The 18,084-nt window shown below is 69.0% G+C and carries 13 protein-coding genes; all 13 read left to right on the top strand.

Translation table 11 applies throughout. From position 1 onward, the window contains the following. Positions 1-129: 129 nt before the first annotated feature. The 13 genes from rpsF (at position 130) to LLH23_07620 (ending at position 18,040) form a co-directional block, all read left to right on the top strand. Positions 130-666, top strand: coding sequence for a 30S ribosomal protein S6 (gene rpsF / locus LLH23_07680; protein MCE5238359.1), 537 nt, complete (start codon positions 130-132; stop codon positions 664-666). A 137-nt stretch (positions 667-803) separates the two neighbouring features. After that, positions 804-1,289: a single-stranded DNA-binding protein gene (locus tag LLH23_07675; protein ID MCE5238358.1), complete on the top strand. Its 486-nt coding sequence runs from the start codon at positions 804-806 to the stop codon at positions 1,287-1,289. Between the two features lie 125 nt (positions 1,290-1,414). Beyond that, positions 1,415-2,383: an ROK family protein gene (locus tag LLH23_07670; GenBank protein ID MCE5238357.1), complete on the top strand. Its 969-nt coding sequence runs from the start codon at positions 1,415-1,417 to the stop codon at positions 2,381-2,383. Positions 2,384-2,505: 122 nt separating this feature from the next. Beyond that, positions 2,506-6,183 (top strand): transcription-repair coupling factor, encoded by a 3,678-nt coding sequence (gene mfd, locus LLH23_07665; GenBank protein ID MCE5238356.1) that lies wholly within the window; start codon positions 2,506-2,508, stop codon positions 6,181-6,183. 32 nt (positions 6,184-6,215) lie between these two features. Further along, entirely contained in the window at positions 6,216-7,538 is a 1,323-nt protein-coding gene (locus LLH23_07660; GenBank protein ID MCE5238355.1) for a stage 0 sporulation family protein, read from the top strand. A 6-nt stretch (positions 7,539-7,544) separates the two neighbouring features. Further along, the gene (locus tag LLH23_07655; protein MCE5238354.1) at positions 7,545-7,766 is read left to right on the top strand and encodes a zinc ribbon domain-containing protein; all 222 of its coding nucleotides are present in this window, start codon (positions 7,545-7,547) and stop codon (positions 7,764-7,766) included. 115 nt (positions 7,767-7,881) lie between these two features. After that, positions 7,882-9,828, top strand: a complete 1,947-nt coding sequence (gene metG, locus LLH23_07650) for a methionine--tRNA ligase (protein ID MCE5238353.1) — start codon at positions 7,882-7,884, stop codon at positions 9,826-9,828. A 144-nt stretch (positions 9,829-9,972) separates the two neighbouring features. After that, positions 9,973-11,388, top strand: a complete 1,416-nt coding sequence (locus LLH23_07645) for a GAF domain-containing protein (protein ID MCE5238352.1) — start codon at positions 9,973-9,975, stop codon at positions 11,386-11,388. Beyond that, a complete protein-coding gene (locus tag LLH23_07640; GenBank protein MCE5238351.1) occupies positions 11,375-12,841 on the top strand; it encodes a transglutaminase-like domain-containing protein in 1,467 nt (488 codons plus the stop codon). Before LLH23_07645 ends, LLH23_07640 begins: the two co-directional genes overlap by 14 nt. Positions 12,842-12,917: 76 nt before the next feature. Beyond that, positions 12,918-14,147: a hypothetical protein gene (locus LLH23_07635; protein MCE5238350.1), complete on the top strand. Its 1,230-nt coding sequence runs from the start codon at positions 12,918-12,920 to the stop codon at positions 14,145-14,147. 4 nt (positions 14,148-14,151) lie between these two features. Then, on the top strand, positions 14,152-15,102 hold the full coding sequence (locus LLH23_07630; GenBank protein ID MCE5238349.1) for a D-alanine--D-alanine ligase: 951 nt from the start codon (positions 14,152-14,154) through the stop codon (positions 15,100-15,102). 155 nt (positions 15,103-15,257) lie between these two features. Then, a complete protein-coding gene (locus LLH23_07625) occupies positions 15,258-16,289 on the top strand; it encodes a hypothetical protein (protein MCE5238348.1) in 1,032 nt (343 codons plus the stop codon). Positions 16,290-16,375: 86 nt separating this feature from the next. Next, entirely contained in the window at positions 16,376-18,040 is a 1,665-nt protein-coding gene (locus LLH23_07620) for an amidohydrolase (protein ID MCE5238347.1), read from the top strand. Positions 18,041-18,084 lie beyond the last annotated feature (44 nt).

The following is an 18,084-nucleotide window of genomic DNA, read 5'->3' as shown; positions in this document are numbered from 1 at the left end:
TGCTATACTACTTGTCCACTATTCGCGCCAGTGTTAGGACGCTGATCCCGCTTGAGCGGGATCAGCGCTTCTTCCTGCTCCGCCGCGCACGCGGCAGAGCCTCTTGGCCAAGGGAAGGATGTGAACGGGTTGCCCAAACAGCCTGTGCTCTATGAGGCGATGTACATCGTAGATTCCGCGCTGGACGAGGCCGCGTTGGAGGGCATTGTCAGCACGTTGGAGCAGCATGTGCAGAACATGGGCGGCGAGCTGGTCGCCACCCGCGAGTTCGGCCGCCGCCGGTTGGCCTTCGAGATTGACGGCCACACCGCCGGCACCTACATGATCACGTACTTCAAGAGCTTCGGGGACGTGGTGGACGAGGTCAAGCACGAGATGCACCTGATCGAGGGCATCGTGCGCGGCATTGTCGTCGTGGCCAACCCCAAGGCGATCTTCGACCCGCAGGCCAAGGCCGCCGAGCCGGAAGCTGCGCCGGCTGAGGCCCCCGCGGCTGAAGCTCCGGCCGCCGAGGCTCCGGCTGCCGAAGCTCCCGCTGCTGAAGCCGCCGCTGAGCCGGAGGCCGAGGCGCCTGAGACCGCCCCCGAAGCCGAGGCGGAGGCCGCGCCCGAGGCTGATGCAGGTGAGGCTCCGGCGGCTGACGAAGCTCCTGCGGAAGAAGCCTGAAGCGCTGACGGCGGGCCATATGGCCGAGCCTCAGCGGCGAACTGCATCGCAGCGAACTGCACAGCAGCGGAGGGCGCTTGTCCTCCGCTGCTTCGCCTTGAGAACCACCCCATTCCAGCCGGGCCGGAGGGATCAACATGATCAACAGCGTTGTGCTGGTCGGTCGTCTGGCGAACGATCCGGAGATGCGCTATACGCCCAGCGGCATGCCCATTGCGAACTTCCGCCTGGCGGTGGACCGCGGCCGCAAGAGTGAGAGCGGCGAGGACCAGACCGACTGGCTGAACATCGTGGCCTTCCAGAAGACCGCCGAGCTGGTCGCCCAGTACCTGGACAAGGGCTCCCTGGTCGGCGTCGAGGGCCGCATCCAGTCGCGCTCGTGGGAGGGGCAGGACGGCAAGCGGCAGTATGCGGTCGAGATCGTGGCCAACAACGTGCGCTTCCTCGAGAGCCGCGCCGAAGCCGAGCGGCGCCGCGCCGCTCGCGGGCAGTCGGGACCGCCCGGGGCCAACCAGGCTCCGCGTCCGTCGGCGCCGCAGGCCCCGCCGCAGGGCCCGCCCCCGACACCGCCGGATGACTACGGCCCCGTCGGCGAGAATGAGGACCCCTTTGGCGATCAGTAGGCCGGCGTAGGGGCTGTCTGTGGGGCCGATGCTCCGCCTGGCGACGCCCGACAGGAGTGTCGGGCGTACCTCTCCCGCTACAGCCCCGACACGCGGCCCAACCGTTGCAGGAGTGAGTGAGTTCCATGCCGGATGCGGACCTGGCACTGGGCATTGACCTGGGTGGGACGACCTTCTCGGTTGGCGTACTGGACCGTGAGGGGCGGCTGCTGGCCGAGACCAGCCACCAGACCCCCCAGAGCTCGAACCCCGACGAAGTCCTGGAAGAGCTGGGCCGGGCGGCCCAGCGGCTGGCCCGCGACACCGCCCCCGAGCGCGGCATTGCCGGTCTGGGCATCGGTATCCCCGGGCCGGTGGACCCCCATACCGGCCTGATCAGGCAGTGCCCGAACCTGCACGTCCTGGACGGGGTGAACGCCGCCCGGGTGCTGCAGCGCGTCACCGGCCTGCAGGTCGTCATCTCCAATGACGCCTACAGCGCCACGCTGGCCGAACTGCGCCACGGCGCCGGGCGGGGCTGCCGCTACATGGCCCTGCTGACGCTCGGCACCGGCGTGGGCGGCGGCATCGCCATCGAGAACAAGGTGCTGCGCGGCCCGCGGCAGATCCTGGGCGAGGTGGGGCATCTCATCATCCAGCCGGGCGGGCCGAAGTGTGGCTGCGGCAGCCATGGCTGCCTGGAGGCCCTGACGGGCCGGCAAGCCATCGTGGACCTGGCCGTCCGCAAGCTGCAGGAGGGCCGTCCCAGTCGCCTGGGCGACATCGTGGGGGCCGAGCACGAGCAGATTGACCCGCGGCTCATCGCCGACCAGGCGCGCGACGGCGATGCGCTGTGCGCGGAAGTCATGGACGAGGTCGGGCACTACCTGGGTCTGGCGATCTGCAACATCATCGTCCTGTGCGATCCGGACAAGGTCATCCTGGGCGGCGGGATCGCCGCGGCGGGGGAGGTGCTGTTCGGCTCGATCCGCCGCACGGTACGCCACGCCGGGCGGATCAGCCGCTTCGATCCGGCGAACATCGTGCCGGCGGAGCTGGGCAACCGGGCCGGAATGGTCGGGGCCGCTTCGCTGGTGTGGGAGCACCTGGCGTAGGGGACCGACCCCGCCGGGCCCATGGCACTGACATAGACGGGGTCAGCCCCCTGCGGACCGGCTGACGCCGCTCCTCCGGGGACAGACCCCTCGGGGGGCAGACCCCCCAGCGATCATCCATCGTGTCGAACGCTGCCATCAACAACCTGAAGTGGATCATCGAGGGGACGCCGCCATACCAGGAGATTGCCGCCGCCGTCCGGCAGGGACAGCAGGTGTGCGTCGAGGGGATCAGCGGGGGCGGCAAGTCCTTCTTCATGGCTGCACTCCTGGCGGACGCCCGTCGGAGCGCCCTGGTCCTGACCTTCAATGACGAGCGGGCGACGCAGCTCGCGTCGGACCTGCGGGCCCTCCTGCAGGGCGGGGTGTCGGGCCAACGGCCCGACGGGGACCCCGCCCGGGTTGTAGGCAGGACGGCAGCGGCGGGGCCCGTCGCACACGACGCGACACCCGCCGCCCAGCGGCAGGTGCTCATCTATCCCTCCGTCGCTTCTGCCCTGTATGACGGCGTGACCCCCGAGCGGGCGACCGTGGCTGAGCGGCTGACGGTGCTGGAGCGCCTGTGCGCTGGCGAGCCCGTGATCGTCGTGGCGAGCATCCGCGCCATCACGACCCTGACGATGCCGAGCGCGGACCTGGTGGCGGCACGGCGCGAGGTGGCCGTGGGGGACGAGATTGACCGCGATGATCTGGCCCGGGCACTGTACAACCTGGGCTATGAGTCGGTGGACCTGGTAGATGATGTTGGGCAGTTCTCGGTGCGCGGGGGCATTGTGGACGTCTCGCCGCCGACTAGCACGCTCCCGGCGCGCATCGAGCTGTTCGGCGACGAGGTCGAGACGATCCGGCATTTCGACCCGCTGACCCAGCGGTCGGTGGACACGATCCAGCGGATCGGCCTGGGGCCGGCGGGAGAGATCCTGCTGACCGAGCGGGCCGTCAACCGGGCCCTGCCGATCATCAAGGGGGCCTACCGGCGCGAGCTGGACCGGCTGAACGAGGAAGGCAAGCACCGCGAGGCGTCGGTGCTCAAGGAGCGCCTGAGCGAGGACCTGGAACTGCTGGAGCAGCTCCGGCCCATGCCGCGCCTCGTGCACTATCTACCGTACATCTATCCCGAGCCCGAAAGCCTGTGCTCATACCTGCCGCCGGACGCCATCTTCTTCGTGGATGAGCCGGTGCGGGTACAGAGCGGAGCGCAGCAGTTCGAGGAGGATGTCCACGACGCCTACCGGCGAGGCCTGCGCCTGGGGCAGCACTTGCGGCTGCCCGACACGTCGGTGATGCACTTTGACAAGCTGGCGGCCCTGCACCTGACGCGCGGACGGCCGATCGTGTACCTGAGCATGCTGCAGCGGCAGGTGCCGTGGGCGCCGAAGGCGCCGCTGGTGCACCTGGCGACCCCGCCCGTGGACAGCTTCGGCGGGCGCTTCGAGCTGCTGGCGGACGGGCTGGGCGAGTGGCAGCGCGAGGGCCAGCACATGCTGGTGTGCTCGCGCGACATGGACGGGACGGCGGAGGTGCTGCAGTCGCGGGGGCTGCGGGATGTGGTGGCGCGGCCGGAGGCGGAGCTGAAGGCCGGGCAGATCACGGTGTCCCCCCTGGACCTCGACAGCGGCTTCCGGCTGCCTGAGGCCAAGCTGGTGCTGCTGACGGGGCGGGAGATCTTCGGCTGGCGGAAGCTGCGCCGGCCCGATGAGCCGGTCTACGCCCGGGGTTTCCAGCTCCTGTCGCTGCGCGACTTGAACGAGGGCGACTACGTGGTGCACATCAACCACGGGGTGGCCATCTACAAGGGGCTGTCCAAGCAGACGGTCGGCGGCATCGAACGCGACTACATGCTGCTGCAGTATGCCGAGGACGAGAAGCTGTACGTGCCGGTGACGCAGCTTGACCGGGTGCAGAAGTACATCGGGGCCGAGCAGGCCAAACCGGTCATCACGAGCCTGAAGCGCGGGCGCTGGGACCTGACCAAGAAACGCGCCAAGCGCTCGGCGCAGTTACTGGCCCGAGAACTGATGCGGCTGTACACGGCCCGGGAGATGGCGCAGGGCCATGCCTTCGCCTCGGACTCCCCGTGGCTCAAGGAGCTGGAGGCCTCGTTCCGCTTCGAGGAGACGCCGGACCAGCTCCGTGCCATAGAGGACGTGAAGCAGGACATGGAGAAACCTGTTCCTGCGGATCGCCTCATCTGCGGGGATGTCGGCTACGGCAAGACCGAGGTCGCCATCCGTGGGGCGTTCAAGGCGGTGCTGGGCGGCAAGCAGGTGGCGGTGCTGGTGCCGACAACGGTGCTGGCTCAGCAGCACTTCAACACCTTTCGGGAGCGCCTGTCACGCTACCCGGTCGAGGTGGGGGTGCTCAGCCGCTTCAAGACGCCGACGGAACAGCGCCGCCTGGTGAGCAGTCTGAAGGCCGGGGCCGTGGACATTGTCATCGGCACCCACCGGCTGCTGGGCGAGGACGTGAGCTTCGCCGACCTGGGCCTGCTGGTGATTGACGAGGAGCAGCGCTTCGGGGTGCGGCAGAAAGAGAAGCTGAAGCGCTTTCGCGAGGGGGTGGATGTCGTCACCCTGACCGCCACGCCGATCCCGCGGACGCTCAACATGGCCCTGTCGGGCATTCGCGAGATATCGATCATCAATGACCCGCCCCAGGGGCGCCTGGCGATCCACACCGAGGTGCGCGAGCGCGATGACGCGCTCATGGCCGAGGTCCTGCGGCGCGAGCTGGCGCGCGGGGGGCAGGCGTACTTCGTCCACAACCGCGTCCAGTCCATTGGCCACGTCGCGGCCCACGTGCAGCGCCTGGTGCCCGAAGCGCGGGTGGCCGTGGCGCACGGCCAGATGGAGGAACACGACCTCGAGCGCGTCATGATGGCGTTCTACGCCGAGGACTTTGATGTCCTGGTCTGCACGACGCTGATCGAGAACGGCCTGGACATCCCGAACGTCAACACTATTGTGGTAGATGACGCGGACCGTCTGGGGCTCTCGCAACTCTATCAGCTGCGCGGGCGGGTCGGGCGGTCCAGCCGCCAGGCCTTCGCCTACCTGCTCTATCGCTACCCGGACCGGATGACCCAGGAGGCCGAGGAGCGGCTCAAGGCCATCGAGGAATTCAGCAAGCTGGGCAGCGGGTTCCAGATCGCGCTGCGCGACCTGGAGATCCGCGGGGCCGGGGACATCCTGGGGGCCGAGCAGAGCGGGCACATGTCCGCCGTCGGGCTGGACCTGTACACGCAGATGCTGGCCGACGCCGTCAAGACCCTCAAGGGTGAGAAGACGCGCTCGGCGGAGGGCCACCCGACCGTGGACCTGCCGCTGGAGGCGATCATCCCGGCCGAGTACGTGCCCAACGAGAACCAGCGCATCTCGCTCTACCGGCGGCTGGCGGCGGTCGAGGATCGCGACCAGCTCCAGGCGCTCGTCAAGGAGACCAAGGACCGCTACGGTCCGCTGCCGTCGCCGGTGAGGAACCTGGGCCGCATCGTGCAGCTCAAGCTGCTGGCGATGGAGGTGGGGGTGGCCGACATCGCCGTGGCCGACCAGCGCGTCACGGTGACGATGACCGAAGACAACCAGTTCAGCGACCGCGAGCAGCGGGTGATGCGCGGGCTGTATGTGCCCACACTCAAGCAGCAACGCAGCGGGGCCAAGCCGCTGCTGCCCCGCTTCCAGGTCGCCTCGCACCAGCTCAGCTTCGGCTACTTCAAGGCCGAGCAGCCGGAACTCATCAAGCGGCTGACCGAGGTGCTCAAGCGGCTCCGGGACCGGCAGCAAATGGTGGCTACGGCGTAGCGGCGGGGCGGAGAACACGAGAACGTGAAACCATGACCGAAGAGTACTTCGAGTATGCCGAGCCTGCCGCGATCGGTGTTTCCTTTCGCCGGAGCGGTAGGGTATACTACTTTGCGCCGAATGGTCTGCGCGTGCGCCAGGGCGACCAGGTGCTGGCCGAGACCGAGAAGGGCGTGGACATCGGCGAAGTCGTGTTCGTGAAGTATGATCTGCCCGGCGCCGACGAGGGGCGGCAGCTCAAGCCGCTGCTGCGCCGAGCCACCCCGGAGGACCTGGCCCGGGAACAGGAGCTGCGGCAGAAGGAGCGCGAGGCCCGGCGCGTCTGCGAAGAGAAGGTCACGGCTCACAACCTGCCCATGCGGCTCATCGCCGCCGACTACACGTTCGACGGGCAGCGGCTCGTGTTCTTCTTCTCGGCCGAGGGCCGGGTAGACTTCCGCGCGCTGGTGCGCGATCTGGCCGAGACGTTCAAGACGCGCATCGAGCTGCGCCAGGTCGGGGTGCGCGACCAGGCCAAGATGATCGGCGGGCTGGGGCCGTGCGGCCGCCCGCTGTGCTGCAATGCCTTCTTGCGGAACTTCGATCCGGTCGGCATCCGCGTGGCCAAGGACCAGGGACTGTCCCTGAACCCGGCCAAGATCAGCGGCATCTGCGACCGGCTGATGTGTTGCCTGCGGTTCGAGCACGAGACGTACTGCGAACTGGCGCGGAAGCTGCCCAAGGCCGGGCAGACGGTGAACACGCTCAAGGGGCAGGCCGTCGTCAAGCATGTGAACCTGATGCATGAGCGGGTCCAGGTCCAGTACCCCAATGAGGAGACCGAGGACCTGAAGGCCGACTACATCTGGGCGCTGGATGCACCGGAACCCGAGTGCGTCAGGGAAGCGCGACAGGCCGTCCCGCCGCTGCCGACCGGTGACGAGGCGACCGTTGAGGAACCGCGCAGCCGCATGCGCCCGTCACGGGCCGAGCGACCGTCACGCGGTGAACGCCCGGCGCGAGGCGAGCGCCCGGCGCGCGGGGAGCCCACCTCGCGGCCGCCACGCCGCGCCGCCGCCGACAAACCGGCGCCGGCGACGGCCCCGGACGCTGCTGCGGAAGCGCCCGCCGGCGAGGAAGCAGGGCCGTCGTCGCGGCGTCGCCGGCGTCGCCGCTCGGATCGCAGGCGCAAGCCGGCTGAGGGCGCGACCCCGCAAGGGGCCGCCCCGGCCCCGCCGGCCAGGCCGGCCCCCGCGCCGCAGGCGCCGTCCGCCCCGACTGCCGGCGAGGCGCCAGCCACCGGGGAACAGCCCCGGCGTCGGCGCCGCCCACGGACGCGGCCGCGCCGCAAGGGGCCCACACCGCCACAGGAATGATCGTCCATGCCTGTCTATGAGTACAAGTGCAAGCGCTGCGAGCATGTCTTCGAGAAACTGATGTCGCGGGAGCAGCGGGACAAGCCGGGGCCCTGCCCCGAGTGCCACTGCGCCCGCAGCCAGCGGCTCATGTCGGTCTTCGCCGGGCACAGCTCCGGCGGGGGCTCCATCGGCGGCAGCAGTTGCAGTAGCTGCTCGAAGGGTAGCTGCGCCGGCTGCCATCACTAGCAGCCCTGTAGGGCGGGGGCTCGTACCCCGCCCAGTCTGTCTACTTTGTGCCATGCGGGGCGGGGTACGAGCCCCCGCCCTACAGGGCAGCATCACCTGAACAGCGGAAACGAACATGCCCGAAGTCTTCTACATCACCACACCCATCTATTACGTCAGCGGGCAGCCCCACCTGGGCAATGCCTACACCACCATCGCGTGCGACGTGCTGGCGCGCTACCATCGCCTGCGGGGCGAGCTGGTCGTGTTCGCCACCGGCACCGATGAGCACGGGAACAAGAGCGTGCTGGAGGCCGCCAAGGCCGGCCTGGCCGTGGATGAGTACGTCGCCCAGATGGTGGGCGCGTACCAGGGAACCTGGGAGCGGATGCACGTGAAGTATGACCGCTTCATCCGCACCAGCGAAGAGGAGCACGTCCGCGTCGTGCAAGACGTGTTCGCGCGGCTGCGCGCCAGCGACGACATCTACCTGGGCGAGTACGAGGGCTGGTACTGCGTGCCCTGCGAGACGTACCTGCTGGAGGCCGACATCGCCGACGGCAAGTGCCCGGACTGCGGGCGGGAAGTCAAGCGCGTGGCCGAGCCGGCGTACTTCCTGCGCACCAGCAAGTACGCAGACCGGCTGCTGGACTACATCGAGGACAACGAGCGGTTCATCATGCCGGAAGGGGCGTGCAAGGAGGTCCTGGCCTTCATCAAGCAGGGCCTGCGGGATGCGTGCATCTCGCGCGCCCGGACGGACTGGGACATCCCGGTGCCTGGCGACGACAGCCAGTCCATCTACGTCTGGTTTGATGCCCTCATCAACTACCTGACGGTGGCGGGCTACGGGGTGGACGAGGCGAAGTTCGCGCAGGTGTGGCCGCCGTCGGTGCAGGTCATGGCCAAGGACATCCTGCCGCGCTTCCACGCGACGATCTGGCCGGCGATGCTGATGGCCCTGGGGGTGCCGCTGCCCGAGATGATCTTCGCGCACGGTTGGTGGCTGGCCGACAGCGGCGACAAGATGAGCAAGTCCAAGGGCAACTTCGTCCTGCCGTATGAGACGGCGGTGGAGCTGGCCGAGCAGTCGGGGGCGCGCACGGCGGTGGCAGTGGATGCGCTGCGGTACTTCGTGCTGCGCGAAGTGCCTTTCGGCCTGGACGGCAGCTTCAGCTTCCGGGCGCTGGTGGGCCGCTTCAACGCGGACCTGGCCAACGACCTGGGCAATCTGCTGAACCGCTCGCTGCCGCTGGTGGAGCGCTATCTGGATGGCGTCGTGCCGACGCCGGGACCGGGAGCCGGGAACCTGGCAGAGTCGATCACCCGCACGCGCGCGACGGTCGAGCAGGCCCTGGAGGTGGCGGACTTCCGCGGGGCGCTGGAGGCCATTTGGGAGCTGCTGGGCGAGGGCAACAAGTTCCTCCATGAGCGCGAGCCGTGGACGCTCCACAAGGACGGGAAGCAGGTCGAGCTGGAAGCCGTCCTGTATGATGCGTTGGACTGCGTACGGGTGGTGGCGATCATGATCGCCCCCTTCATGCCCGAGGTGGCCGAGGAGATCTGTCGGCAGCTCGGGCTGGCGGCCCACGAGGCCCTGCAGTGGGAGCGGGTCGAGGCGGGGCAACTGCCGCCGGGGACGAAGATCGAGCGAGACAACCCGATCTTCCCGCGCATGGACATGGAGCGGCTGGAGCAGAAGCTGCAGGGCCGCGAGCAGCAGCAAGCAGCCCTCGCACCACCGCAACCGGAGGCACCCGTGGTGTCGTTCGACCAGTTCAAGCAGATGGACTTGCGTGTGGGTAGGGTACTAGAGGCCGAACGAGTGCCGGGGGCGGACAAGCTGCTGAAGCTGCTGGTGGACATCGGCGAGCCGGAGCCGCGGCAGATCGTGGCCGGCATCGCGCAGGAGTTCAACCCGCGCGAGTTGCTGGAGCGCGCGGTCATCGTGATCGCCAACCTGGAGCCGGCCAAGATCCGCGGCGTCGAGAGCCGGGGGATGCTGCTGGCTGCCGGGGCGGAGCAGGCGCTGGCGTTGCTGACTGTGGACGCGGACGTGCCCGTGGGGACCAAGGTGCGGTAGGGCGCGTGGGGTCGGGGTTGCGCGCGTGAGGACACGCGCGCCCACGCGACGGAAGCGACGGATGTGCGCATGAGGACATGCGCGCCCACGCGGCCGCAATTCTGACCGAGGGATGATCCCGTGACCAAACGGCCCTTAGGCCCAATGATAATGCTGCTGCTGGCCATGGCCGGCATCACCGTCGTGGTGCGGGTGGCTGACAACGAGCGGGCGGTCGAGATCGCGCGCCAGTTCTACTACCTGCCGATCATCTACGCCGGGTTCAACTTCAGCATCTACGGCGCCGTGATCATCTCTTTGCTCGCCGCCTACCTCAGCGCCACCAAGGGCGCCCAGACGAGCTTCGAGTACAGCACCTATCTGAGCCTGGAGGACCTGGCTCCCATCCTGCAGCTCGCCATGTTCTTCGTGGTGGGCTACTTCGCTTCGACCGTCTCCCGGGCCATCCGGCGACGGGCGGTGGAGGCCCGGCTGCTGTACGAAGTGGCGCGGAGCATCACCACCTCGCTGCGCCTGCGGCAGGTGCTCGATCTGATCGCCACCAGCGCCCAGCGCGTGATGGGCGCCCGGGCCTGCGGCATCCGCCTGCTGGATAAGGAGACCGGCGAACTGCGCCCGGTGGTCATGCACGGGTTGAGCGAGGAGTACCTGGCGAAGGGCGCCGTATCGCGCGAGGGCAGTCCGCTCGACCGGCGGGTGCTGGCGGGTGAGGCCGTGCAGGTGCTGGATGTCCGTAACGACCCCGAGTTCCAGTACCGCGCCGCCGCCGATGCGGAGGGGCTGCGGTCGGTGCTCAGCGTGCCGCTACGCAGCAAGGACGAGCCGCTGGGCGTCATCCGCGTGTACGCCCGGGGCCGGCGCCGCTTCCGCAACCGCGAGGTGGACCTGCTCACGGCCTTTGCGCACCAAGCGGCGGTGGCCATTGAGAACGCCGAGCTGTACGAGGACATCCGGCGGAACTACTACGAGACGATCCGGGCGCTGACCACGGCCATCGAGGCCCGCGACCCAACTACGTACAACCACTCCGAGCGCGTCACGGAGTTGGCGGACCGGCTGGCGGCATCGCTGGGCATGGGCCCCGACGAGCGTGAGACGCTGCGCTTCGGCTGCATCCTGCATGACGTCGGCAAGATCGGGGTGGAAGAGAGCGCCATGGAGGCGCGCGACCCGGAGGACCGAGAGCTGATCTTCTACCGCATGCACCCGCTGATCGGGCGCAGCATCCTGCAGCCCATCGGCTTCCTGGCCGACGCGGTGCCGACCGTCGTATACCACCATGAGTGTTGGGATGGCTCGGGCTTCCCGGAGGGGCTGAGCGGGGAGAACATCCCCTACCATGCCCGGCTGTGCGCCGTAGTGGACGCCTACGAGCGCCTGCGCAACCCGCAGCGGTTCGCCCAGCAGGCCCTGTCCATCGGCGAGGCCATCGAGGAGATCACCGCCGGCGCCGGCACGATCTTCGACCCCCGGCTGGTCTCCAGCTTCCGGAAGCTCATGGAGAGCGGGGCGCCTCGTGCCGAGCCCGAACCCTCTGAGAACGCGGATGAGCATGAGTGACGCGCACCGCGCGGTGAGGCGGTGGGCGAGCGTCCTGTTCCTGATGGCCGGAGCCGGCGCTGCCACCGCCGCGCCCGTCGCGCTGCCGGACGGCGCCCTCGGCACCCACTGGTACACCATCAGCATCCTCGGCACCCGCAGCGGCTGGTCCGAACAGTCACTGCGCCGCACGCCCGACGGCTACGAGAGCCTGGAGCGGACGGTGCTGCGCGTGGCCCTCGATGGGCGCGGCCTGACCTCCGCCCGTTCCGAGACCCGCCGCTATGACGAGGCCCTGCGACTGGTCGAGGTGGAGAACGAGGCCGACCAGGTCGGCCGGCGCGTGCGCGTGACGGCTCGGCGCCAGGACGGCACGCTGCTGGTCACCCGCACCAGCCCAGATGGCGAGACACGCCAGCAACTGCCGATCGGCGAGACGTTCGGCCAGGACCTGCGCGTGCTGCAGGCGTTGCTGGACAAGCAGGTTATCCCCGGCTGGAAGACCGTCTTCAGCACCTTCGACTGCGACCTCGGGCAGGTGGATGAGGTCACGATCAACGCCGTCGAGCGGGTCGAGACGCCGCGGCCGGCGTGGGTGCTACAGGCGCAGAGCAAGCTGCTGAGCGTGCTGAGCCGGACGTGGGTGACCGACGAGGGGGTCATCCTGCGGCAGGAAGTGCCCGGGATGATGCAGATGACGATGCAGTTGGTGACCCAGGAGGAGGCGCTGGCCGACCTGCAGCCGTTCCTGCTGGCCAGTTCCGTCCCGGTGGACCGGAACATGGGGCGCCCCGGCAAGCTGCAGCGCGTGAGCCTGGAGATTGCCGATGGTGGCGGCGCGCCGGACACGCTCTTCCCGACCACCCCACGCCAGACCGTTACGCCGGGAGACCACACGGCCGTACTGACGGTGGTGGCCGGGTCGGCGCCCGGGGCGCCCGGACAACTGCCCTTCACCGCCCCGGAGTTGCAGCCGTACCTGAAGCCCAGCGAGACGGCGCAATCGGCCGATCCGAAGCTGGTGGCGCAGGCGCGGGAGGTCATCGGCAGCGCCACCGACGCCTGGCAGGCGGCGCGCCAGCTCATGTGGTGGGTCAACCGCCAGATGACCAAGGTGGGGAGCGAGCCGCGCCCCCTGTCGGCCCTGGAGATCCTGCAAGCCAAGCGCGGCGATTGCACCGAACATGCGGTGCTGCTGGCGGCGCTGGCGCAGGCCGTGGGCATTCCTGCCCGCATGGTGGCCGGGCTCGCGTACGACGCCGGAGCGTACCACTACCATGCCTGGAACGAGCTGTATGTCGGGCAGTGGGTGGAGATGGACCCGACGTGGGGGGAAGAGACCGTGGACGCGGGCCACGTGCAGGTCGCCGCGAGCGCGCTGGACAGTGCCGCCATCGCCCGCATGAGCCTCGCCTCCAGCAAGACGATGGGCATGCTGAAGCTGAAGGTCCTCGACTTCGACGCGCAGCCGTAGCGGGAGGCGAGGCCCGACAGGAGTGTCGGGCGTACCCCGCTCTACAGACCGCTTCGACAGGCGGTTGTGCATGAACATGGCTACCCGACTCTGCCTCCCACTCTCTGTCCTGGCCTGTGCCCTGCCGATGCTGGCGCAGGGCCAGCCGGCCGCCCCGGCGCAGTGCGTGGTCGTGGTGGGGCTGTACTGGCCGGACCATGACCTGGGCCGTGCGCAGGTGCGGGTCTTCCGCGACAAGACGCGGCGCGACCTCGTCGAGGCGTTCCCCAGCACCGGGGCCGAGGGCAGAGTCGTCGTAGCCCTGGCGCCAGGCACATACTACCTGACGGCGATTGTGGACCTGAACAACGATGGCCAGCTCAACGCCGGCGACGGGCTGGGCTTCTATGGCGTCGAGGACCCCAACACCCAGCAGCCGGAGCCGCTGGAGGTGAAGGAGGGGGCCCCGCCGGCCGTGGTCAGGATGGCGATCTCCCTGACGATGCTGGCGGAGGGGAAGCTGGCGCCGACAAGCGTGAAGCTGCCGCCGCTGGAGGCGCCCCCCGTGGTCAAGAACTGCCGGGTGGCGGGCGTGGTCACGGGCGGGTCGGGCAGACTGCGGGTGTGCTACATGGTCGCCGCCGACGGCAGCTTCTCCCGGGCGGCGCTGCCGGGGGCCGACGGCAGTTTCAGCGTCGTCGTCCCGGCCGGCAAGTACTACGTGTTTGCCGCCGAGGATGCGAACGAGACGGAGGGGCTCGATCCGGGCGACCTGTTCGCCGTCCATGGCTACCGGCCCGAGCAGGGCGCGGAGTTCCCGACTACCGAGATCGCCGATGACGTCGCCGACCTGGCACTGGCGCTGCAGTGGCGTGTCAGTGGCACGGGGCTCTTGCGCAGCCTGGACGACACGGCCACCGGGCCGCAGGTGGCGCTGGAGACGCTCCCGGCGGTGCTGATCGGCTCTGTCGCCAACGTGCCCGCCGGGTCGGGAGTGGTGGTCAACGCCTGCGCCGACGCGCGTTTCGCCGGGCTGGTGGACACCGCCGCCACCGCCGGTGGCCACTTCGCGCTGGCGCTGGGCGCCGGCGCATACTATCTGAGTGCCGTGAGTGTCAGAGGCGCTGAAGCGGCCGCGCCGTCCCCCGGCAGTCGCTCCGAGGGCGACCGCATCGGGTTCTACGGCGTGAGCAACCTGCGCTTGGCCCACGGCCCGCAGCCGGTGGCGCTTCGCCCCGGCGAGATCCGCACGGTCAGCATCGCCCTGACGGCGCAGCTAGACAAGGACCTGCGGCCTGTGCCGCTGGCTAACGAACCAGGACAGTGAACCCATGGACCTCGCACAACTTCGCAGCAAGCGCATAGCCGTACTGGCCGGCGGCAAGACCGGCGAGCGGGAGGTGTCGCTACGCACCGGGCAGGGCATCGCCGACGCCCTGGGGCGGCAGGGCTTCAGCGCGATCCTCCTCGACCCCGCCGAGGGCCTGTTCAATCCGCTGCGCGACTCGGGCGCCGAGGTGGTCTTCAACGCCCTCCACGGCGGCGATGGCGAGGACGGCACGATCCAGGCGGCGCTGGAGCTGATGGGCCTGCCGTACACCGGCTCCGGGATGCTGGGCTGCGCGCTGACGATGAACAAGGTCCAGTCCAAGCGCATCATGCAGGCGCTGGGCGTGGCCACGCCACCGTTCCTGTACCTGCGCGGCCGGTTCGCCCCCGAGTGGCTGGGGCGGGTGCTTGCCGAGATCGGCCTGCCGTGCGTCACCAAGCCCAATGACGACGGTAGCAGCCTGGGGGTCACGATCTGCCGCGAGGAGGCCACCGTGGCGCGCGAGTTGGAGAGCCTGGCGGGGCAGTATGGCGATGTGCTGGTGGACCGGTACGTCGAGGGGACGGAGTTGACGGTGGGCGTACTGGGCTGCGGGAAGACGCTGCGGGCCCTGCCGGTCCTCGAACTCGTGCCGCACAACGAGTTCTACGACTACGAGGCCAAGTACACCAAGGGCCTGACCGACCTGGTCTGCCCGGCGCGGATCTCGCTCGAAGCCGCTGCCGCCGCGCAAGAGTTGGCACTGCTGGCCCATACCGAGCTGTGCTGCCACGGCATCAGCCGCTGCGACATGCACCTGGATGAAGCCGGCAAGCTGTGGTTCCACGAAGTGAATAGCTGCCCCGGGATGACCGAGACCTCCGATGTCCCCCATGAGGCCTTCGCGGCCGGCATGACGTACGACGAGTTGGTGCTGGAGATCCTGCAGAGCGCCCTGGCGCGCCGGCGGTAGGGCCGTCCAGGATGTCCGGTCCCACGCGGACGGCCCGGCGGGGTATGAGCCCCTGAGATCGCGAGCGATCTCTAGGCCCTACAGGCGCTGTCGCCAGGCAGGAATCCCGGTGTTCCTGTCGAAACCTCCTTCAACTCCTGAAAGAGAAACTCCTGATGACCACGATCGAGAACATCCGTGCCTGTGTGGAGTTGCAGGTCCCTGACAATCTTCCCGTGTTCTGCCTCAGCCAGGAGTTTGACGCTCGTTACAGCGGTCTGACGTACAGCCAGTACATCCAGGACGCCGAGACGGTGGTGCAGTGCCAACTGAACGCCATCGGGAAGTTCGGCTGGGACTGGAGCTGGCTGCACCTGGACGACACGCTGGAGTTCGAGCCACTGGGCGTCGGCGTGGCCGCCGGGGAGAACATCGTCCCCGCCACCGCCGACTATCTCCCCTTCACCCGCAAGCAATTGAACGCCTTGAAGGTCCCCAACCCGCGGACCTCTGCCCGCATGCCGCTGCTGCTGGAAGCGATTGCCGGGCTGCGCGAGGCCCGGGGCGACCAGACATGCATCACCGGGCGGGTGGCGGCGCCCTTCTCGGCGGTGACGCTCATCTTCGGGATGCAAGAGTCGTTCCTGGTGATGATGGACAACCCGCGGCTCTTCAGGGACGCCCTGAAGTTCGCCGAGGAGCAGGCCATCTCGTGGGGGCTGGCGCAGGTCAAGGCGGGAGCCCATGCCATCTGGTATGGGGACTGCAACGCCTCCATGCACCTGATCTCGCCGGGGCAGTTCGAGCAGTGGGCCCTGGAACCGTGCAAGCGCGTCTGTGAGGCGCTCAAGCAGGCGGGAGCCTTCGTGTTCCTGCACAACAGCGAGGAGCAGCTCCCGGGCCTGCGCCTGCAGGCGCTGACAGAGCCCAGCGCCCTGAGCACGGGCCCCGGCATTGACCGCGCGGTCGTGGCCGACGAGTTCGGCGGCAAGATCTGCACCCTGGGCAACGTAGACCCCATCGCCCTGTTGCAGCTTGGGTCGGCCTCACAGGTGGCGGCTGAGACGGACCGCCAGGTGCGGCTCATGGGGCGTGGGGGGATGATCCTGAACTCCGGCGAGTGCGTCCCCCGCGAAGCCAAGGCCCCGAACCTACACACCATGGCCGACTCGGCCCGCAAGGTGTGGGATCTCATCCAGCAGCGCTAGACTGACTGCTCCCGTTTCCCCCGGTTCATCCTGGCCTTACCCGTCGCCCGTGCCGACCAGATCGCGTTGCGGACGGAGGCGCCCCCATGGACCGTCGAGACTTCGTCTGGCTATCCACACTGACGCTGGGGGGAGTGGTCGCGCGCTCCCCCGAGGCTGCCGCACAGGCCCGGCGGAACGCTGATCTGGCCTTCTATGGCGGCCCGGTCGTCACCATGGACTCGGCCCAGCCAGTCGCCGAGGCGGTGGCCGTGCGGGCCGGACGGGTCATCCTGGTCGGCAGCCAGGCTCAGGTGCAGGCGGTCTGCGACCGCGGGACCCAGATGGTTGACCTCGGGGGGCGGACACTCACGCCCGGCCTCATAGACGCCCACAGCCACCTGAGCGCCTTCGGGCACATGGAGCTGTTCTTCGCCAAGATCCGGCCGCCGCAGGTGCATGACTTCGACAGCCTGCGGCGCGTGCTCGCGGCCGCCGCAGAGAAGCTGCCGCGCGGCGCCTGGATCGTTGCCCGCGGGTTCAACGAGTTCGACGAGGAGCGCTTCCCCTGCCGCTGGGAGGTTGACCCCGCGACCCCCAACAACCCCGCCTTGCTGATCCACTGGACCGGCCAGTACGGTGTGGCGAACACGCTGGCACTCCAGGAGGCCGACCTCTTCTCGCCCCAGGCCCAGGACCCCTATGGCGGCAAGTTCCTGCGGGACCGCCAGGGCGTACCCGATGGTCGCCTGCTGCACTACCCGGCCATCTACGCCGTCTACCAGCCCACGATGACACCCGAGGAGGAGTACCGGGCTGTGCTGTGGGGCGCGCAGCGGTTCATCGAGCAGGGCGTCACGTGCGTCCACGACAACTTCGCCAACCAGCGCTCGAACATCGCGTACGTCACCGCTGAGCGGCAGGGGGAGCTGCCGCTGCGCCTGCGGCTGTACCCGTATGTGGCCAACCTGCAGCACTGCCAGCAGATGGTGCAACGCCTGAAGCGTTATGAGGGGCCGCTGGTGCGGGTGCAGGGGGTCAAGCTGGCGGTGGACGGCTACCCGCTGATGTACAAGGTGCTGCCCCAGCACCAGCAGATCAACATGCCGATGCACCCGGCGGACCAGTTCCAGGCCATCGTCTCGACCATCCACCGGGGCGACTGGCAGGTGGATGTCCACGCCGCGGGGGATCGCGGGGTGGACCTGACCCTTGAGGCGTTCAGCAAGGCCGCCGGAGGGGGCCGGGCCGTCCGCGACCGTCGGCACCGCATTGAGCACTACATGTTCTACCGGCAGGAGAGCATTGACCGGACGGCCGCCATGGGGGTACCCGTGTGCACGCAGCCGGCGTGGATCGACATGCGCGCGGCGGACCTGGTGCGCAAGCTGGGACCCGAGCCGGTGGCGAAGATGGTACCGCTGGGCAGCTTCCGCGAGGCGGGGGTAGCGATCTGCTTCGGGGCTGATGTGTGCGCCTCGCCGACGCACCTGCCGATGGACAGCATCATCCCGGCGGTCCGCCGCGACCCGCCCGGGAACATCCGCCTCGACCCGTCGGAGCGGCTCACCTTCATGGAGGCGCTGGAGGCCCACACCCTGACCGCGGCGTACGCGGCGTTCGACGAGGGGGACATGGGCAGCATCACGCAGGGGAAGGTCGCCGACTTCGCGGTGTGGGACAACGACCTGCGGCAGGCCAACGAGAACAGTCTCCACGACCTGAAGGTAGTCGCGACTTACGTGGGTGGCAAGCAGGTGTGGCGGGCCTAACCGGCTACTGGGGGGTGCGGCCACGCGGACCTGCCCCCGCTCCG

It is taken from the genome of bacterium, assembly GCA_021372615.1.
Lineage (GTDB): Bacteria > Armatimonadota > Zipacnadia > Zipacnadales > UBA11051 > JAJFUB01.
The sequence above is the reverse complement of the archived record's forward strand: the minus strand, read 5'-3'. Positions and strand labels throughout refer to the sequence as shown.